Source organism: Agaribacillus sp. DX54 (genome assembly GCF_056858335.1).
In genome coordinates this window covers 37,874-57,864 of record NZ_JBXEQE010000039.1, presented here as the reverse complement: position 1 = coordinate 57,864, position 19,991 = coordinate 37,874, and the positions used below count along the sequence as shown (strand labels likewise).

The 19,991-nt window shown below is 39.1% G+C and carries 13 protein-coding genes; all 13 read right to left on the bottom strand.

Annotation, left to right across the window (positions count from 1 at the left end; translation table 11 throughout):
* Positions 1-46 precede the first annotated feature (46 nt).
* On the bottom strand, positions 47-1,573 hold the full coding sequence (locus AC04NP_RS26905; RefSeq protein WP_482863176.1) for a TlpA family protein disulfide reductase: 1,527 nt from the start codon (positions 1,571-1,573) through the stop codon (positions 47-49).
* Complete coding sequence (locus AC04NP_RS26900; RefSeq protein ID WP_482863175.1) at positions 1,566-2,834, bottom strand: carboxypeptidase-like regulatory domain-containing protein; 1,269 nt, start codon at positions 2,832-2,834, stop codon at positions 1,566-1,568. The genes AC04NP_RS26905 and AC04NP_RS26900 overlap by 8 nt, the downstream gene beginning before the upstream one ends.
* A 104-nt stretch (positions 2,835-2,938) precedes the next feature.
* On the bottom strand, positions 2,939-3,217 hold the full coding sequence (locus AC04NP_RS26895) for a hypothetical protein (protein WP_482863174.1): 279 nt from the start codon (positions 3,215-3,217) through the stop codon (positions 2,939-2,941).
* Between the two features lie 589 nt (positions 3,218-3,806).
* Positions 3,807-5,786 (bottom strand): beta-galactosidase domain 4-containing protein, encoded by a 1,980-nt coding sequence (locus AC04NP_RS26890; protein WP_482863173.1) that lies wholly within the window; start codon positions 5,784-5,786, stop codon positions 3,807-3,809.
* Between the two features lie 475 nt (positions 5,787-6,261).
* Positions 6,262-6,537, bottom strand: coding sequence for a hypothetical protein (locus AC04NP_RS26885; RefSeq protein ID WP_482863172.1), 276 nt, complete (start codon positions 6,535-6,537; stop codon positions 6,262-6,264).
* Positions 6,538-6,584: 47 nt separating this feature from the next.
* Positions 6,585-8,171, bottom strand: a complete 1,587-nt coding sequence (locus AC04NP_RS26880) for a vitamin K epoxide reductase family protein (RefSeq protein ID WP_482863171.1) — start codon at positions 8,169-8,171, stop codon at positions 6,585-6,587.
* Between the two features lie 566 nt (positions 8,172-8,737).
* Positions 8,738-9,208: an FkbM family methyltransferase gene (locus AC04NP_RS26875; RefSeq protein WP_482863170.1), complete on the bottom strand. Its 471-nt coding sequence runs from the start codon at positions 9,206-9,208 to the stop codon at positions 8,738-8,740.
* 408 nt (positions 9,209-9,616) lie between these two features.
* Positions 9,617-9,928: a hypothetical protein gene (locus AC04NP_RS26870; RefSeq protein WP_482863169.1), complete on the bottom strand. Its 312-nt coding sequence runs from the start codon at positions 9,926-9,928 to the stop codon at positions 9,617-9,619.
* Positions 9,929-9,940: 12 nt separating this feature from the next.
* The gene (locus tag AC04NP_RS26865; RefSeq protein WP_482863168.1) at positions 9,941-10,129 is read right to left on the bottom strand and encodes a hypothetical protein; all 189 of its coding nucleotides are present in this window, start codon (positions 10,127-10,129) and stop codon (positions 9,941-9,943) included.
* Between the two features lie 181 nt (positions 10,130-10,310).
* Positions 10,311-10,661 (bottom strand): lanthionine synthetase LanC family protein, encoded by a 351-nt coding sequence (locus AC04NP_RS26860; protein WP_482863167.1) that lies wholly within the window; start codon positions 10,659-10,661, stop codon positions 10,311-10,313.
* A 736-nt stretch (positions 10,662-11,397) separates the two neighbouring features.
* Positions 11,398-14,841, bottom strand: a complete 3,444-nt coding sequence (locus AC04NP_RS26855) for a VCBS repeat-containing protein (RefSeq protein ID WP_482863166.1) — start codon at positions 14,839-14,841, stop codon at positions 11,398-11,400.
* Positions 14,842-14,929: 88 nt separating this feature from the next.
* Positions 14,930-16,429 carry a RagB/SusD family nutrient uptake outer membrane protein gene (locus AC04NP_RS26850; RefSeq protein WP_482863165.1) on the bottom strand — a complete coding sequence of 500 codons (1,500 nt, stop codon included), beginning with the start codon at positions 16,427-16,429 and terminating at the stop codon, positions 14,930-14,932.
* Between the two features lie 20 nt (positions 16,430-16,449).
* On the bottom strand, positions 16,450-19,857 hold the full coding sequence (locus tag AC04NP_RS26845) for a SusC/RagA family TonB-linked outer membrane protein (protein ID WP_482863164.1): 3,408 nt from the start codon (positions 19,855-19,857) through the stop codon (positions 16,450-16,452).
* Between the last annotated feature and the right edge of the window lie 134 nt (positions 19,858-19,991).

Genomic DNA, 19,991 nt, shown 5'->3' with positions numbered 1-19,991 from the left:
AAGCTATGAATCCTTTTTTGAGAGATGGTAAATGAAAATAATTATCTTATTCCCAAAGGTATTGATCAATTAATTTTCTTATTTCAATTGAACCTGGCCGGGGGGCATTATTGTGAATCAACTGTCCTTGCTTGTCATATAATAAATAACGAGGGACAGATTTTATCCCAAATACCTCTCTGATCGATACCTGATTCAAACTATCTACAAAGTAACTTTGTTGCCTTTCTTCATTTAAATATTCTTTTTCTGCATTTATCCAATGATTAATATTTCGATCAAGGGATAAATAGACAAAGGCCACCTCCTCATGCTGGTACTCAGTTGAAAGGGCTATGGAATTAGGTATTTCTTTGATACATGGCAGACACCAGGCGGCCCAAAGATCAACATACATCAATTTTCCTTTGTTATCCAAGAGAAGCAGTTCTGACGTAAAAGAACTGCTATTTTTGTCTGTCAATTGCAATTCATCTGAAAAGATATCTATCGCCCTATGTCTATTAACCAAATAATCTGTCCATGTTTGATTGCCTAACTCGTTGTTAAAGAGATTGAGATAGTTTTCTTTATCCTCAACAGACAATGTTGACAGCAAATTGTCTGAATGCTTCAATAACAGGGATTTTTTGACATTTTCTTCTACATAGCCAATAGCCTTAATGGTGTCGAAAAGTACCGTATTTACCTTTTTTCCAATCTTGGGTAATAAAAAATCCTTGTAATAAAGATCAAGCAAATCATCGTAGAAAGTATAATGCAATAGATTGATCTCACCATCACCTACCTGATACGTTTTGCTGGACAGCAGCCTATTTGTAGCGATAATATCAGAAAAATTGATAGCATCATGTTCATATAGATCAAGGACTTCAAGGTTAAACGAATTTTCCAATTGGAAATAATCACCTTGTGCTTTGGAAATTAAACCTTTAACCATAAGAGAATCAATAAATACGTTTTCCTGCTTGAGGTTTAGGCAAGCTTTTTCCTTCAACTTTTCCAATTCTTTGATCATCTCCTTATCGCCGGCCAAGAGAGAAAATGGGCTGTTAATTTCCCTATGCAGATAATAATAATCTTCAATTCCTGGTAATTTGCCCTTGTAAAGCGAATCATTTTTTAGGTGGTGATAGTTGATATCGTAGGTAGGCAATGTACGATGATTTAACAAGGTAAAAACTGGTTTTTTTTGCTTCAGGCTAAGTAGCAGGCTATCTCCGTTTTTAATTAAAAAACGTTTTGTAACCCGGCTTTTATCCTTGTAAGCAATATCCAAATAATCACGCCGGGTTTGAATGGTCACCTTTGTATCAGATGATAGGCTAAGCGCATAATTACGAGGTATCAAGTTATCATCTAAGTATTTGATGCTGGCATATTGCCTGGAAAAAGTTTCGATGCTAGTCGAATCAAACAATATGACAATAGTCTTTTTATTGGGTTTCTCATCTGCTGTTTGATTATCACTCCTGCACCCATTGAGCAATAGTAAGGTAACAAAAACAGTGATGATGGTCAATATACATTTCCTAATGCGCCAATAAATTATGCTGTTTATTAAATCATTCATGCAATTTAAATTGTTCTTCCAAAGGCTGATGTAATTCCAAACTTTTAAGTATACCCTTTTCCAGGGGGTATTTGTTTAGCATTTTTAAATCCAGCCAAAATTCAGGGTCATAATTTGACTTTTTATGTCCCTGCTTATTAAGTCGATCAATGGCATGTTTTGGTTTGATTTTTTCAAAATCCTTAATCTTAACTTTGTCAAACCAGTAAGTAGAAATGTCATATTCACCATCTTCCATATCTCGGTTGATCAAACGCGGTGTAGTTACTCTAAAGAATTTTGGATAATAATGCCTCTCAATCTTTTGGTATTTCATCAATACCTGGTGTATCAAAGATCCATTCCTTGAAGAAGTTATCTGAAACTCAACAATAGCAAAGTCTTCAGCATTAATTTTCATATATGTTCTTCCTGAAGGAGGTTGTGGATAACCACCCTCACTAAAGGCAATTTGGTATATTGTATCTCCATTTATGGTCAATATATCCATCAATTCAAACAAATAATGCTCGTCAATATATTTATTGAGTGTTTGAAGGTTAAAATGGGTTCCGACCCTAGTGAAAAACCTTATATAATTACTTTCATAAAGTTTGTTTAACGGATTTGTCGTAATTCCCCACTGCCCGGAGGCTTTTTGTTGTATTTTGGAAACCACTTTAAGTGTAACACTATCCATGTTCCCCCAATCTTTACTTTCCCTGAATGCATGAACTTGTATTTTGGCTGACGTGGGTGGTTTTTTATAGTTATAATCCTGCACACTTATCGCTGCCTCCTCGAGATGAGTATAGTGATTATCCTGGGTGGAGACTTTTCGATAAAGTCCATTCAGAAGATGAGGTTTGTCCGGATAGTTTTTTGGAATATTTTCAACAGCTTTCAAAACCAGCCTTTTAAGATCAAAACTTTTAACCTCTATTACCACGTCATTAAGGACAATCGCATTTCTTTCAAGCTGAAAAAAAAGTGTATCCTCTTTTAATTTCAGTAATTGAAAGGGTGTATTCAATCTTTTATATCCTAAAAAAGAAATCACCAGTGAGTCATATGTTAATTCTTTTGGGATTTTAAATGTAAAATAACCTTTTGAATCTGTTAAATTCCCTATGTGTTCATTGTTTTTTAAATAACATACTGCCCCTGAAATAGGCTTTTTGCTTCCCATTTCCAGAACAAACCCCTTGATATCTATAAAATTGCTTTGTTGGGCTAGTAAGGCCTTAACATTGATCAGAACTAACAACACAGTTAATCTCATCTCTGATTTTTTAAATGCGGGTACAGCTAAAATGCTGCAACCGCATATTATAAAACGTTACAAACTTAATTGATGGGGTACCTTCTGTAAAAAAGTTTTTGTTATCAGCCGTACCAACCTATGTTACAATCAGTTTGATTCATAGGTATGCCTAATGAAACCGCGTGACCCCAATAAGTGGGTCCGTTAGTTCCATTGTTACATCCATTTGAATTGAAGTAAAATGCTGATGTGCCTGGATTACAAGAAATAATGGCAAATTGGGTGGCGCAATAATCCATATGAGACTGACCAGATCCTCCACTAAAACTCACTAATTCCTCATGATTGAGCAATTTTTCCGGCATTAATTTTAGCTTTCCAAGCTTTTTTAGGTTTTTCATTTCATTTGAATTTTATTGGTACCTACTCTTTTCGGTTTTCAGCTTACCCGGATGCTTCTTTTTAGTGCGCACTGTGGAGACATCAGGGCTAATGTAGAGCATGCCAGTATATTATTTTTATACTGAAACAATTTAAAGATTTTTTTTAGAATAAATCTTTCTTGAATGTTTCAAATTTTCCAATGAAATCACATTTTATACTTTCTTGAAATGTTTGATAGTATTACACTCTCCAGTATATATACATTATCGGCAGCTCCACTATGGTATCTACAAATTCTGAAAATGACAAACCCTCACCGGATAAGTACCTGTTTGCATTTTGAATCATTATTTGTCTTTTTTTTGGTTTATTACTTTTTATCCTGTCCAAATAGGCTGATCATATTCTTGTATATGGATTTCTTATAAAACAAAATTTAAATATGTCACCTCTTTCTACGAATTCACTAAAATTGCCCACTTGTTTTATGTTTGTCCAGCTTGTTTAATCCGGTCAAAAACTGATCCCATCTTTCTGCCCAAATATCCACTTTTTTGTGCTACAAAACTTTAAACAACAATCCTTCAAACATGAAATTGATCCGGATTACTGCTCATTGGGTATTTTACGTAAATTTCCTTGCTGATCGCTCTTCATCAATACGCTTTCCCTCGATAAAATGTGCCCTTTTTTTGCCCAATGTTTATCTTCTTTCAGCCTCGCAGTCATTATTAACTCATAAACCTTACCTGGCAAAAGTTCATCATTCAGTTTTGGCTGATACAATTTTAGTGTTCCCGGAGAAACATCTATATCGCCGGTCTCAACTGATGCAACCTCTCTATCGCCAAGCATTAATGCCACGACCAAATTAAATTCCGAAAAATTTGTGTACTCAAAGCTGTTCCTGATAGCAACTTGAAAGGAAGTATTTTGGATCCATTGCAATTCAATCTCACGAAACTCATACTTCAACGCTTGCATTTGTAAACTATCTGTTAAAATATCACTCCTGAAGACAAGACCTTGAATATTGGAGGGGTATCCATGCCTCAATGTACTAAAATACCGATTACCATGAGGATTTGCTCCTAAGTCACCTAGCGACTGATTAAAAATTATGATAGGGAGGTTGTATTGTTGTGCTGTTTTTATTACATCGATATCACCGTGATCATCAAGGCCGAGGACTAAGCGGTCTTTTTTTTCAAATATTTTTAATAACTCAGGCTTTGATGCTTTAATGACCAAGGGAAGATCCATTGAGTACGCACGTAAAATACTATCGAGTATTTTAGATGCATCATGTAATTTTTTAGGATCAGTAGTTTCCGTGCTTTTTAATGCCAAAGCAATTAATGACGGTTGGGTCCCATAGGTTAAAACCACATGGGTAAATACGTCTTTAGTAGTTGCCAGGTAATCATCATCTTGAAAATTTGACAGGGAGATATCCAGGATAACATAAATCCCATATTTATTGCAAAGATTAACTATCACGCTGTTAATATCGGCCATTGAAATATAGATAGCATTAATGTTACTTTTTTTAAAATAGCTAAGGTCTCTTTCAATTTTTTTATCATTCCAACGCGTTTCCGGAACATAATTTATGGCCTTTATCTTTGCTTTCTTGCGGTTTACAAATAGTTTTCCTTGTGTGATATCGATGCGCTTAATGCCCATTTTGGTGCTATATACCGCAACAAGGTTTTTTTCATCATCAAATAATTCTTCCGATATATGATATACATTCGGATACTCCGGATTCCATTTCAGACTTTTTGGAATGATTACACCAAAAAAATCTATACTTTCCTGCGGTAAGGAAAGTTTAGGGAATTTATGTTTACTCCGAGGAAACGGATATCTTACAGAATCAAAGCTTAATGTATTGGTTTGATAACTGAGATAATTTTTCGAATCCCGGCCATTTTCGTTATACATCGAAGGTATTTTTGAATAACCCTGGACTGGTCGTGCAGCAAAATTGAATGTTGTACTATAAATACCTATACTATGGTATCTTTTTTTGGGGTTAATATAACCTTTGGCAAGGAAGTTAGCAATATGCATATCCCTTACAACGATCACATAAATAGCTTTAAGGAATTTTTTCAGATCAGCATTCCATCCGCATTCGAAGGTAATAAAATTTGATCCCTCTTGTATCCCGGAAGTCAATTCAATATTATTAGATAATTGGCAGGGAAAATTTTTTCGTAATTCATGACCATTTATCTTAATCGCATATTGAAAAGCGCTTGGGGGTATATGCAGAATTACTTTTTCTCCTGGGGTAAGGTTATTAACAGGCAACTTGTTTTTTAAAACCATCTTAAAAGCTGGTGAAAATGATCCGTTTAATTCCTCTACACTTAACCATTTTGTCGTATCGGCTGGCACATAGTGGTGTGCCTGTATATATTTCCACTCATCATCAAAAGTCAATACATAATCCGAATTAATCGGAGAAAAAGTGAAGGCTGAGCGCTTACTGGCATAAGGAACGTCATTGGAAACTAAGTAAGATGGAACAGTTTGCCCGGTAATTTCAAAAGCGACTGGAATAAAACAAATAATCAATGGAAAACGCATAATTCATAATTATAAGATCGATCACAATCAGTTCCCCTATTTTGTTAGGGGAACTGAAATATTAATTACCCATAAGTTGTACACTCATCATCGCATGAGGATAGTTGATTACAGGTGGTTGTAGCGGAACTACCTAGTGGGTTGTTACTTTTACATGTTAGCTCACTAGGTGCATAACAGGTCCAATTACGAGAATCCCAAGGCTTTAACGTAGATTTGCAGCAATATTTATTTTGGCCGGGATTACAACCACCTCCGGGGCCAGATCCCCCTCTAAAACTCAATAGTTCATCCTGGTTGAGCAATTTTTCCGGCATTAATTTTAGCTTTCCAAGCTTTTTTAGGTTTTTCATTTCATTTGAATTTTATTGGTACCTACTCTTGTCGGTTTTCGGCTTCCCCGGATATCCCTTTTTAGTATGTATTTAGAGACATCAGGGTGAATATAGCTTTCTTCGGTGCACTATTCTCGGCCTGAGACAATCTCACAGGTTTTTTTTAAACTTTTTATATTAATTTCGATTAATTCTCTTTCATCTAGCTTCTTACTTTCATAACCAATTTTCAATTTACAGGGAAATAGGTAACAGTAACTCCTACGATGATGATTGAATTTCACAGGAGCATTCAATTCTTTTAAGAGTTTAATGTATTTTAGCAAAGCAATTCGCGATAATCCCATTTTTTTCGCAAACTCTTCTGGTGTTCCTGTAGTTTTTCTTTGGATAAGATCATCCATTCTCTTTATTCGGTCCAAGTATTTTATAATGTTCATCTCAATAATGATTATACGTTTTTTACGCTATCAATGAAATATGAAATGTCTTTAATCTCGTATTCATCCGGGAAGCCATAACCATTTAATAAAATAGTAGGTGTTCTAAAGATTTCAGCTGTCTTAAAAAGTTTCATGTGCTGGTTTTGCAAGGTTTCAAAAAGGTTATTAGGGGCGCTGATTTCTGCCTGATTGATAAGCGATGTGCGTCTATTACCTTTAGTATTATACCAAGTGTCAAGCAGTTTTGTAGCTTGCATTTGCTTCTCATTTTCGAATAGTTGTGCAATCCTGTTCACAAAACCTTTATCTTTATCACGCATGGAAAATATCAAGTTGGTTTTCACATCTTCTTTTCCAAACAAAGTCTTTAATTGATTGAATGCCTTTTGACAAGGATTGCAATTGAGACTGAGAAAGGCCGTCACTTCTACCGGTGCTTGTGATTTTCCTACTACAAAAACTTCTCTTGGGATATTAAGTTTTACTTGTTCCTTTTCAAGGAGGAGTTTCGTAAACATAACGGGATTCTTCTTAAACTTCAAGTAAGCTTTTTTTTCCTGCCATGAAGTTTTTTTGTTATTAAAATAAGCTTTATATACTGTCATTCCAAAACCGATGATTAAGGCGACAGCACTATATTTTAATAGTGCCAACCAGGACAATTGAAGAGGCCAGGCAGTAATGTAGAAAAATATAGCTTCAACAATAAAAACAGCCTGTATTCCCAAACAAAGTGGACACCATGTTTTTACCACTGCTGATTGATAGTAAATGGAATATACCACGTAACCAAGTGCACCAAAAGACAATAATGCCATCAGGCCATAATCGTTTGCAGTGGGAAAGGTTATCATCATTAGTAATCCTGTTATGAAATAAACAAACCCCAAATCACTCCAGTGTAACCATCCGAATGCCCTTGCGGCATCAGTATTTAGCAATGAGTTGCAATCTGTTTTTTTATTCAATCCGCATGGTTTGTCGGCAAGGCCACTGCTGATGTTTAGATCTTTCAATAGCAATAAAGTGGCAATGCCAAGTCCGATAATTTTTGTAATTAATAAGCTTATTTGAATAAGTGTAATCTGTAGGCTTCCTTCATAGGACAAAATAGAATAAGCTGTAAAAAATACAATAGCGAGTCCCGCAATATAAGGCAATCCACGGTGCAAAAATTCAATTTGTCTCTTTTTTGCATAATCTTCCTCTCCCGCATTTTCGTGCGGGTCCAACAATATACAAACGCCTGAATACTTACCAAAAAATTCGCCTTCGGCAATCGTTTTGCCTTTGCCTAACATATCAAAGTACTCTAGCCGAGCGTTGCTATTAAGCTTGGGCACAAACGCGATCTTGTCCTCAGGATCATTTAAATGTGCAATAAACGGGGCGCCCATTTCCCGGAGTTCATCTTTATTCATCTTCATAGCATAATTGTCAATTTGCAATTCACTGAAAATATCACAAACACTTTTCAAAGAAGGGTAATGAGGGTGCGAGTGTAAACTTTCAACAATGGTGTCGTTCGTGACAGGAATTTCATAGTACTTCAAAGCCTTTTTTACGACGGCTGATACGTTGTCATCTTTGTTCATATTTATTAATGGTTGAAATAGGTTAATTTATTTTTGATGGCATGAACCTCTATTAAATCCTTTTTTCAATTAAACCTTATTTCTCCTTAAGAAGATATTGTTAATGATGAATCAATAAAAGGTTCCTTTAAGCATGGTTTTATTTTTTTGGGGTTTCTGATTTTATCAAAAATGATTGCAAAAGGTCTGCTTGGTCACACTGTATTGCTATTGCTCTATGATCGGATACATATCTTCTTTGCTGCGCCTCTACCCCATTTTTGCCATATTTGTTTTCGAAAAAACATAGCCATCAAGTTCTTGATTTTAATAGATGGGGTTTACAAGATGATTACAATGAACCTGGCTGAATGCTTACTGTTAACATAACTTGAAAATATTTTTTAAAATGCTAACAAGCTAAATCTTAATTCTCCAGTTTTCCCAGACAAATTTGTATTGATATGTTGGTACATGAGTTTTTCTTAACTCTTTTTGTATTTGTTCCATTTGGTAACAAGAACTATGTGAAATATTGTGAAACTGTACTTGTATATTTTTTATTACTCCGATCATATTAGTTTCTATTAACCTTTCAAGTAATTCATATTCCCCCCCTCAATGTTAATCTTTGCCAAATCAATTTTGCCAATTTTTTTTTTATTGATCCATTCTTTAACATCGACAATTTTGATATCTTCAACTGTTTTGGAAGTTCCAAATATTGAACTCCCATCACCCGAAATATGTATTTTCTCAGAACGAGTTTTTCCACCAATCCCGTATGGAAAGATTTCAATTTGATTATTTTTCTTGAATCTTGCTCTTATCTGTTCAACAAAATAACCCACGGGTTCGAAAATAAAAATGTTGCATCTATATCTCGAATAGAGGTCGCTTGCCCATTGTCCGCGATAACCTCCTAAATCTAAAACGATGGATTCATCATCCAAATCGTAGTTAAATCGAAACTTGCTGTCGCCTCCATCGGCAAACCATTTTCTTACCATTAACTGATGGCTAGAAAAGTTACGTCTTTCAAATCTGTTTTTTTGCATAATCAATTGAATGTTTTGTATTAGTATCCTATCACTCACTGGATGTCGGGTAAAGCCTAATTAGCTTTATACGGACATTATCAGTTGTAAACTTTCGATTCCTACATAAATCATTTTAATTAGCTTGAGTATCATCATCTGCTTCAATAATGAAAACATGACCAGATGGGGATATACAGAAGCATTGATAATTGTTTGACCCTCCACCATATCCCCCGTTGTAAGTTATTAGCTGCTCATAATTCAATGTTTTTTTCCGGGTGCAAACTCAGCTTACTAAGTTTTTTTTCTTTTTCATTTTTGTAAAATTTAATTTTCCATTAAAATCAATCGATTTTTGGTTTCCCCAGATACTCCCTTAGTGTATATTGAAAGAGAAACAAAACGAATATAAATAACGCCAATTCACTATTTCCGGAGGGAGATAACTTCGCAAAATTTCTTTAATTCTTTTTTATTTATTTGCGTAAGTTCTTCTTCCACCGGTAATTTACCTTCAAAGCCCACTTTCAGTTTGCATGGAAATAAATAGCAATACGAACGTCTTAAATTATCATACCTAATAGGGGCATTTAACGCTTTTAAAGATTTAATATATTCCATTAAGGCGCTTCGTGATAAACCCATCTTTTGAGCAAACTCCTCTGGCGTCCCCGTAGCTCTTCTACGAATAAGATCGTCCATCCTGGTTATCCTGTCTAAATATTTTATAATATTCATAGCTGAAAAAAATTATTTTTTTAATACATCAATAAAATAGGAAATGTCCTTTACCTGATATTCTTTGGGTAAACTATAGCCATTTACAAAAACGGCAGGAGTTTCTAAAATTTCAGCGGCTATAAAAAGTTTTTTATGAGATTTTTGTACACTTTCAAAACAGTCTCTATAATTTCTTTCCTCAGCCTGTCTGATCAGCAAAACGCGCTTATCTCTTTTGGCATTCTACCAGACATCAAGTAGTTCAATAGCTTGCTGTTGTTTTTTCTCTTTGAAAAGCTGCACAACCTGTTTATAAAAGGTTTGTGTCTTCGGTACTCATCTTATTTTAAAATTAGGTGAGAATTATTATTGATAAATCTGGTTGAATTAAATATTGATTTCAGCCAGGTTTAGATTGCCATACATCTAGCAAAAAGCAACCTACTCCTGCCAAACCACTAAGTATACCCAAATCCTTGGCATGGAGTTCTTCTTTACGCTCTAAAAACTCCCAATAAATAGACTGTAAAATTTTGTCAGTGATTTTTGATAAAAATTGCGTTATCCCGCTTGCGTTGGCCTGGTGATTAAATAATTTAACAATTAATCCAACACCCGCCAAACCTGTACCGACCGTAATATCCTTGTTAGAAAATTCTTGAAGTATTTGATCTGTACTGATGTTATATTTCAATAAACTGATGTGCTCATGCCATCCCTTCAAATGTACTTGTTTCAGGACGGCTTTCATACTAACCCTTAGGAACAATCTATTGCTATGCCTAATAGGAAAAGTACTTAAAGTAGCAGCAGAGAGCCTATTTAGAACAATGTCCACCTTTTGGTTGTAGATATTCAATTTTCTTGTTTCCGATAATAAAATGAGTAACAGGGGTAAATGCCATGTAATATCAAATGTAACCGGCTCCAATAGTATTTCTTCTTTCTCTTCTATGGTTTGATAAAGGCGATTTGTGATTAGACACTACAATATAACAAGATAAAAACCCCGAAAAAAGCTTATTTCAGCCTATTTCGGGGTTTTTTCTTTTGTTAGCAACAAGTTAAGACGCTGAAAAACAGAAACTTATAAATTTTCCGGGATGGCCTAAGTAGTGTTTTCAGCATTATTAGAGAACCTAATAAACAGTTTTGTGTATTTGGTATTAATCTGGGCACGAACAAAGCCATTGTGAGCCGGGTGCGTAGCTATCTGGCCGACCATGCGGATTAACAGCAGCTTCAGGATGTGTTAATTACAATAGCAACCCTTTCATCAGATTATCCCCATTTCATAATCTTCAATTCGTCATTATTCCTGGCAAATACCAGCTCATTCTTCAAGGTTATTTTTCTTACCTGGCGTACTTCTCCTGTGATAAACAATCCGCTTTGAGAAGGAGTTAGAAGGGTAAATAGTCTTTTACCCTTCTAACTCACAACTTGTTATTAAAAGCTGAAAAAATACAAGTATTATTATGTTTTCTTTAATTAATCTCATCTCGTGTCATTTTTGCAGGATGCACAAAAATAGGCTTTCCATTGTTTACAGCTATTATTACCAGGGTTCTCCCATCTGCAAGTTCGAGTTTTGCCATATGTCTGGCTTCTCCTTCAATGCACAAACCTGTTTCATACATTGGCTTGGGATGAAAATTTCCATGCCCGTCGCCTTGTAGAAACAGGCCTATCCCGGCGTCATTTCTGGGTGTCTCTACCTCAGCGCCATAAAGATTACCTGCCAGCACAAGATCTAAATTACCATCCTGATCAAAGTCTTCTGCAACCATATCATTGACTGAGGTGATTTGAGCCAGGTTCGGTAATATGTGTGATTGAAAAGAGCCGTTCCCTTGGTTCTCAAAATAAGTGGAAGCGAAGGTATGAGCGCTGTATTGTATCGCATTGCCGAGTTGCTCCTCCCCATACACATCTTCGAGTGTCGCTTTTGCAAATGCATCGTAGGTGGGAAACTTCTTTTTGATAAAAGGCATCTGCTCCGATGAACATTGCCGGCCTCTCAATGGATAAAGATCAATCCCTTCATAATATCCGAGGACAATATCAAATGTTCCGGTTTGATCGAAATCTGTTCCGTAAACCTTAAATGGTTTTTCATAGGATGCTTTGTATTTATAATTTAAGCCCAGATTGCCTGCTACTAAATCCAGGTCCCCATCGGAATCGAAATCTGCGGCGCTTATGACATTCCACCATCCTGAAGTATTCGAAAATCCAGCTTCCTCCGTCATTTCCCGGAAACCGCCATCAGCATTATAAAAAATACGAGGCTGCATCCATTCACCTACCAGTACCAAATCCTGTTTATTGTCCTGATTGAGATCAACACAAATGGCATCTGTAACCATGCCCATTTCATGGAGCTGTGGCAGGGCTTGGGCCGTAATATCTGTAAACCGGATTTTATTCTTCTCACTGTCATTTCGCAGGAGATAGCTACTGACTGGTGTAGGATACCTTCCCGGGTGCTGTCTTCCTCCAACAAACAGGTCAAGGTCACCGTCGTCATCAAAATCAAAAGTGCGAACACAAGAGCCACTTACTTTGAAAGATGGTAAGATGTCCGGGTGGTATACGAATTTGCCATTAATATTTTCATAAATCCTATCCTGATAATAGGGCGAACCATGTATTTCTTCGTTTCCGCCACTAACTACGTACAGGTCGAGATCACCATCTGCATCCGCATCAAAAAACACAGCATCGACATCTTCATATTTTTTACCGTCTTCAAAACCTTCCTGAACCGCAACCTCAAAAGAACTATTGGCTTTTTGTTTGTACAAAACAGGTTTTTGATTTTTTGCACCACCCAAAAAGAAGTCCTCCAATCCATCACCATCAAAATCGCCTATGGCCAAAGCCGGCCCGAAAGCAGACATCTTATGAGGCAAAAGACTTTCTCTTTCAAAATCATTAAAAAAGTTTTCTTCGTGACGCCAACCTACGCCGGTTTCAGTGGCAGTTATTGTGGCAAAAAGCGGCTTTCGCTCTTCTTTCCTCTCAGGGTTGACTATGGCCGCCTTATCATAACTTAAAGTTATGGCTTGATTGGCCGCAGTATTGGTTAATTGCTGCTGCTTACCATCGGGCCAGGTGACTATGATCGTGTCGACCTTATTGATTTTTCCAAGTCCAAAATGAAGCCCTGTACCCATTGAAGATTGAAACCCCCTGGTAAGGTAGTGTTCCTGTATTTGTTGGTTATCACCATACCTGATTTTTATCCTGGCGCCAATACCAAATATATTTTTTTCAGGGCCTGAAAAGTCAAATCGTAAATAATTGCCTAACCCTAATTCGACAGTATTATTCTTATAGATCATCGAAACGTCATCCGAGTTATTGACGATGATCTCCAGGTCTCCATCGTTATCAAGGTCGGCATAGGCAGCTCCGTTGGAGCTGGTCTCAACCGCATCGGCCCAAACCTCGCTTTGATTCGTGAAGGTCAAATCGCCATTGTTGGCATAAAAATAGTTGGGCTTTTTGCGAGTTGGCATTTTGGAAAGGAGATCGAGTACAAAAGCCTGTTGGTCGATTTTTTTTCCTTGCTTTATCGCTTCTTCTACCTCGTACTGCTTTTTTTGTCTATAAATGGCGAAATCATTGTTCCTAAAATCCCTTTTGATACCATTGCCCACGAACAAATCTTTTAAACCGTCATTATCCATATCCAAGAATAAGGGCCCCCAGCTCCAATCGGTACTTGATATGCCCGCCAATTGGGCCACATCCGAAAACAAGGGTAAATTTTTATTAGGGTCAACACCATTGTTCAACTGAAGCGTATTATACATATACTGATAATGGAGACCCATATCAACATGCCTGTAAAACCGATCGGGATTCATTCCGCTCATACTGGTCTTAATGTCATAGTTGTTTTCTGACATCATATCCAATGTTATCAAATCTAATAGGCCATCATTATTGTAATCGGCTATATCATTACCCATTGAAAAATTTGAGATATGCCCGGTTACTTGTTCCACCACTTCCTTGAAAGTGCCGTTCTGTTGGTTGATATAAATGTGATCTTTTCCAGAATAATCATGGCCCACAGCAATATCAGGCCAACCATCATTATTGATATCGCCTATGGCAAGACCCAGACCAAAGCCCAACATATTGTTGATAATCCCGGTTTTTTCGGTAACGTCTATAAATTTGCCATTCTGATTTTTGAAGAGTCGTTCTCCCCTGAATTTCGATTTTTTACCTTTATAGGCCCCAATGGCCTTATCGGGATAGTTTTTTAGGCCGTGGTTGAGCAGGAACATATCAAGGTCCCCGTCACGGTCATAATCAAAAAAAGCCGCCTGTGTAGAAAAATGTGGGAGGTCCAAACTGTAATCACCAGCCATTTCCTTAAAAATAGGCACTCCTTGAGGATTGTTTCCTTGATTGACATACAACTCATTCCTTCTTTTGTCAGGTTCATTGAATTTTCCCGATTTACAGATATAAATGTCCAGTTTGCCATCGGCATTGATGTCAACGGTCGTAACCCCTGTCGGAAAGCCATACGTCCCTTGGATCTGGGCCGTTTCGGTAACATCGGAAAACTTTAAACTTCCCTGGTTCAAATAGAGTCTGTTGGAGCCCAGGTTTGAAATAAAATAGATGTCATCAAGGTCATCACCATTAAAATCCCCAACAGCTACCCCAGCGCCATTATAGAAATACTCATAGACCAGCCCGTTCATTGTAGGGCCTTCCTTTAAAACATTTCTGAAATGTATGCCGCTTTCAGTTGGGGAAAGTATCTCAAACAGACTGTTATCTCTCTTGTCATTGATATTTTCAGTGGGAGGGATGGGTTTTCGATCGGTACAAGACAAAAGTGGAATCAAAAAGAAATAAACCGTTATTCTCAAACGAAATCGTATGTTTCCGGAATTGACCATATTTCGGCAAATTAACAAATAAGTAACCTACAAGAAAAAACTTATAGGTTACATAAAACTAAACTAACTCAAACAACCATATCCAAAATTAATATCCCGGATTCTGTTCCAACTGTGTTCCCTCGATGTCAAATTCCTTGCCCGGAATCGGCCATAGATAGTCCCTGTTTGGATTAAAAGTCCGTGTTCCGCCCGGATCTACCAAGCCGTTCATTACGTCTTTCGCAATACGCCATCTTCGTATATCGGAATACCGTGTGCCTTCGAGTACCAGTTCAATTCTCCTTTCGTGGCGTATGGCCTCCCGCATTTGTTCCTTTGTCAACCCTGCAGGCAACGGGGGCATATTTACACTTGACCTTGCCCGAATGGTATTTACTGCCTCATATACAGAAGCGTCCGGTCCCGACAATTCGTTTTTGGCCTCCGCATAGGTGAGCATCATTTCGGCAAGACGTAAAATTATGGCGTTCAAACCGGTTCGGGTTGGCCACGGTGTCGGTGTTACCTCCCCTTCCTCGTCATATTCGGTATATTTCTTAAAGTTGAACCCCGTGAAATCCCCCACAGTTCCATTTTCTACACCATTCGTTGTGCTGCCCGGTACAAATAGGGTTTGTTTAAGTCGGGGATCTCTATTTTCATACGGATTGTCAGGATCGAAGAGAGGGGATTCATCCGCAGGTAAGCCATCCGACATGCGGTAATCATCTGCTAAATTAGGCAAGGCTACAATGGATGACCAGCCACCGTAATTCACCCCGCCGATAAAAAGTTCAAAAAAATTGCCATCTTCCGGGGAGATAAACTGCACATCGAAAATGACCTCTTCATTGTTCTCGTTGGCTTCCCGGAACAGATCCCGATAATTGGGGAACAACGAATAGCTCATTCCCATTACCTCCTCGGCAGATGCCGCAGCCTCGGGCCATTGTTCATTATACAAGTGTACCCTGGCTTTTAAAGCCAAAGCCGCCCCTTGGGTAGCCTTGCCTGTATTGGCCTGTGATGTGGGCAATAGGGAAGCGGCCTCTTCCAGGTCCGTGATAACTTGATTGACAACAGCTTCTTTGCTATCTCTTGGTAATTCACCATGCTCCAGTTTCGGACTTTCAAGAATGAGCGGCACTCCGCCGTAAAGATCGGCCAACCTGAAATAAAAGTAGGCCCTCAGGAACAAGGATTCCCCGCGAACCGATTTTTTGTACTCCTCGCTTAGGCCTTCAACGGTTTCGTAATTGTCCAGCACTACATTGGCCCGGCCGATACCTCTGAGACATTCGTCCCATATCCAATTTATAGCGGCCGGATTTCGGTTGTCGTGCGTACCATCGGCAATCGCCTTAAAGCCTTCCCACGGGTAATTATTGTACCCATTGTCCGTAATCATATCAAAATATACATAATTCTGCTCCAGATCACCCAGTTTATCATAGACCCCGTTCAAAGCCAGGTCCACGTCGCTCTGGGTCTTCCAAAAAGTGGCGGAGGAAATCTGGGTAGTAGAATTTGCCTCTAGTACGTCTTCTGTGCAGGAGTAGATTGACAAAACCACTAAGCCCGCAAATACAAATATTCTGGTTTTCATAGATTGATCTTTAAATAAGGTTAAAAAGAAACATTTAGTCCAAAAGAGTAGATCTGGACATTAGAATATGTGCTCCTGGCGGAGAATGGGTCTTTTTCTGGATCTATCCCCCTGTAATCCGTAAAGGTCAATGGGTTCGTAGCGTTCACATAAATCCTGAATCTCTCCAACCCTATTTGTTCCAAAACTCTGTCAGGCAACGAATAGCCCAATTGAATGTTCTTCAGGCGCAAAAAAGAAGCGTCCTCGACCAGGAATGAAGAATTGATAAAGGATTGCGAACCCGTATTATTATCGGAAGATACCAATAATCTTGGATATTGATTGTTCGGATTTTCCGGTGTCCATGCATTGTCCAGCCAAAATTGGGGCAAACTTGCATCATTGAAAAAGGGAAGCTGCTCGAACTCGGTACGGGCATTGATCCCTTCTACACCTTGCCAGATCATGGAAAAATCAAAATTCTTATACTCCATAGAAATGTTAAAGCCATATAACATATCGGGTATTGAACTACCGACAGATTGGCGGTCGCCATCATCGATGATCCCGTTGTTGTCCAAATCCTCGAATTTGATGTCTCCCGGTACGGCATCCGGTTGGGCGCCATGAGCATCGATTTCGGCCTGATTTTGGAAAATGCCCAACATTTTAATGGCATAGAACTCGTTTATCGGACGACCTTCCTCAAGTCGGCTAAAATCTCCTATTTGAGGCGTAGGAAGCCTGGTAACTTCATTGTCAACAGTCGTAAGGTTTGCGCCGATGCTATAAGAAAAATCCCCGATCGAGTTCCGGTAGTCCACCAAAAACTCCCAGCCCTTGTTACGTACGGAGGCCAAATTTACGGTGGGAGGGGAAAGTCCGCCGACCACACTAGAAATATTTATATCCCTAAGAATATCTTCGGTATCCTTTATATAATAATCTACCGTTAAGCTCAGTCTGCCGGCGAAAGCGCTCATATCCAGGCCAAAATCGATTTGGGTGGAGGTTTCCCAGGTGACATCCGCATTGGCCAGTGCGGTCTGGGCCGCCCCGCCCACCAAGGCGCCACCATAGGAATAGTCCTGGCCCAAACTATAAATTGTAACGAACTGATTGGGCGCAATGTTTTGGTTGCCCAATTGTCCCCAAGATGCCCTCAACTTCAGCTCATCAAAAAAATCTATTTCCTCCATGAAGGATTCCCTGGCTAAGTTCCATCCTGCGGAAAACGATGGGAAAAGCCCCCACTTGTTGCCTTCCCCGAAATTAGAGGAACCATCGTAGCGTACATTGGCCTCAAAAAGGTATTTGCCGAGGTAGTCATAATTGATCCGGCCAAAAAAGGACTGTAGCCCAAAATCAATGGTTCTTCCCTCTGCCATGGGATCAGTCGATCCCGCACTAATTTCCTGTAACTCGTTACTGGGAAGATTGTCCTTGGATGCCGTAATGCTCTGAAATCTGTTATCCTCTTGCTGGAAACCGGCCAATGCCGTGAAGTTATGCTTGTCGGCAAATGTTTTGTTATAGGTCAAGGTAGTAATAAGGGTAATGTCCCGCTGCGTCCTAAAACGGTTCCATGCGGACAAGGGGTTGCCTCCTACGCCAAGCGGGGTCGCCGCCAATGTCCTGGGGTTGATCAGGTCAATGGAAGGGCGAAACACCTTTTGAAGGGTCTGTGTGGTCTGCACCCCTATCGTACTTCTTAATTTTAGCCCCTGTACCAATTCATATTCACCGGTCAGGTTCACCAATAAGTTATCCAGTGCCAAATTGTTTGTCCCTTCCAGGGCCCCGGCCAACGGGTGGCCGGCATTAGGAAAACCGATCCATGGGAAACCGTATCGGCCATCCTCTATGAACGGGGTATGCATTGGGGAGGCACGCTCGGACCAGCCAATAACAGTGCTGGCCTGGGGAATCGGGTCTTGCTGCACGGCAGCATCGCTTATGCCTGTTCTGGCATCGGTCACCGGCTGATCGGTGTCATTGTGCCTTCCCTGAATCTTAAGTGAATAATTGAACTTATCGGATACCTTGGTATCCAGGTTCAAACGTGCCGTATATTGCTTGCCCTCGGTACCCAAAAAAATACCCTCCTGATCAATGTAGCCAAGCGAAAAGGAATACTGGGTCTTTTCACCCCCCCCTCTAACGCTTAAGTTCTGGGTAGTAATCCGGGCCTTCCTGTACAATAGGTCCACCCAATCGGTGTTGGGATAGATAAAAGGATCCGTACCGTTACGGAACTCTTCGATCTCCGCGGCGGTAAATTCGGGCGCTGCATTGGGGTCCTTGTTCAATCTGGCCTGGTTCATCAATTCCATAAATTGAACCGAGTTTGTCACGTAATCCGGCAGACGGGTCGCTTGCTGAAAGCCGGTATAACCATCGTAATTTACTTTGAAATCTCCGGTCTTACCGGTTTTGGTGGTGACGAGGATCACGCCATTGGCCGCCCTCGAACCATAGATGGCAGCGGATGCTGCATCCTTTAATACTGTCATAGTTTCAATGTCATTGACGTTGACATCCCCTAGCTGACCTACGATACCGTCAATCAGTACCAAAGGGTCGCTATTGCCCAAGGTCCCTACGCCCCTTATACGTATGGTGGCTCCATCTGCACCCGGCCTACCCGCATTTTGTGAGACATTCACACCTGCGGCCAAACCTGCCAATGCCTGGGAAGCGTTGGTGATGGGCCGGTTCTGGGCATCTTCCAATTTAACGGTGGAAATAGATCCCGTAAGGTTTTCTTTCTTTTGGATGCCATAGCCCACAACAACGATTTCAGAAAGTGTCTCGACATCCGGAGTGAGTGCAAAATCCACGGTTGTTCTGCCAGCTATATCGATTTCTTCTGTTATATAACCAACATAGGAGAAAACCAACATAGTGGCATCATCAGGTACATTCAAAGAATAATTCCCCTCCAGATCTGTGATGGTTCCAATGTCTGTGTCTTTTACCAGTACATTTACGCCAGGGAGCTCATTTCCGCTTTCATCTGTAACTTTGCCTGAAATTATACGGTCTAACAATGGATATTCTACGGGCTCCTCTAAAATACGCTTAGCCTTTCCCCGCTTCCGTACATAGATGTTCTTATTAACCCGTTTAAAATTATAGCGAAATTCCCTCGAAAGCGCTTCAAGAACATATTTCAGGTTAGACTTTTTAAGGTTCAGATCAATCCGGGCGTCGCTGTTCACAACCGACCCTTTCGCAACAAAAACAAAATCTGTCTGATTTTCAATAAGGCTGAAAATTTCCTCAAGTGATGCATTCTTTTTGGAAATTGACACCTCCACTTTTACTAAAGACTGTCCTAGTATTTCATTCGCCAGTACAAATTGCATCGATACAATTTGTACGATCAATAGATAAAGCGAACGTTTTGATACATCCATGATTAGCTTAAGTAAGTTTCGTTTCATACTTTTACATTTAGGTAATTAATTAAATTGATTACTTCCCGAATTCACGGTTCGGGAATTGGGCCTTGGGTTATTTTTAAATAGCCCGGGGCTTTTCATTTTAGTGAGTAAAAAATGCCATAATGACATTTTAT

What these genes read in the sequence shown, in the direction of transcription:
- AC04NP_RS26905 (WP_482863176.1), bottom strand. Translation starts at nt 1,573, where the DNA reads ATGAATGATTTAATAAACAGCATAATTTATTGGCGCATTAGGAAATGT.
- AC04NP_RS26900 (WP_482863175.1), bottom strand. Translation starts at nt 2,834, where the DNA reads ATGAGATTAACTGTGTTGTTAGTTCTGATCAATGTTAAGGCCTTACTA.
- AC04NP_RS26895 (WP_482863174.1), bottom strand. Translation starts at nt 3,217, where the DNA reads ATGAAAAACCTAAAAAAGCTTGGAAAGCTAAAATTAATGCCGGAAAAA.
- AC04NP_RS26885 (WP_482863172.1), bottom strand. Translation starts at nt 6,537, where the DNA reads ATGGATGATCTTATCCAAAGAAAAACTACAGGAACACCAGAAGAGTTT.
- AC04NP_RS26880 (WP_482863171.1), bottom strand. Translation starts at nt 8,171, where the DNA reads ATGAACAAAGATGACAACGTATCAGCCGTCGTAAAAAAGGCTTTGAAG.
- AC04NP_RS26875 (WP_482863170.1), bottom strand. Translation starts at nt 9,208, where the DNA reads ATGCAAAAAAACAGATTTGAAAGACGTAACTTTTCTAGCCATCAGTTA.
- AC04NP_RS26870 (WP_482863169.1), bottom strand. Translation starts at nt 9,928, where the DNA reads ATGAATATTATAAAATATTTAGACAGGATAACCAGGATGGACGATCTT.
- AC04NP_RS26860 (WP_482863167.1), bottom strand. Translation starts at nt 10,661, where the DNA reads ATGAAAGCCGTCCTGAAACAAGTACATTTGAAGGGATGGCATGAGCAC.
- AC04NP_RS26855 (WP_482863166.1), bottom strand. Translation starts at nt 14,841, where the DNA reads ATGGTCAATTCCGGAAACATACGATTTCGTTTGAGAATAACGGTTTAT.
- AC04NP_RS26850 (WP_482863165.1), bottom strand. Translation starts at nt 16,429, where the DNA reads ATGAAAACCAGAATATTTGTATTTGCGGGCTTAGTGGTTTTGTCAATC.
- AC04NP_RS26845 (WP_482863164.1), bottom strand. Translation starts at nt 19,857, where the DNA reads ATGAAACGAAACTTACTTAAGCTAATCATGGATGTATCAAAACGTTCG.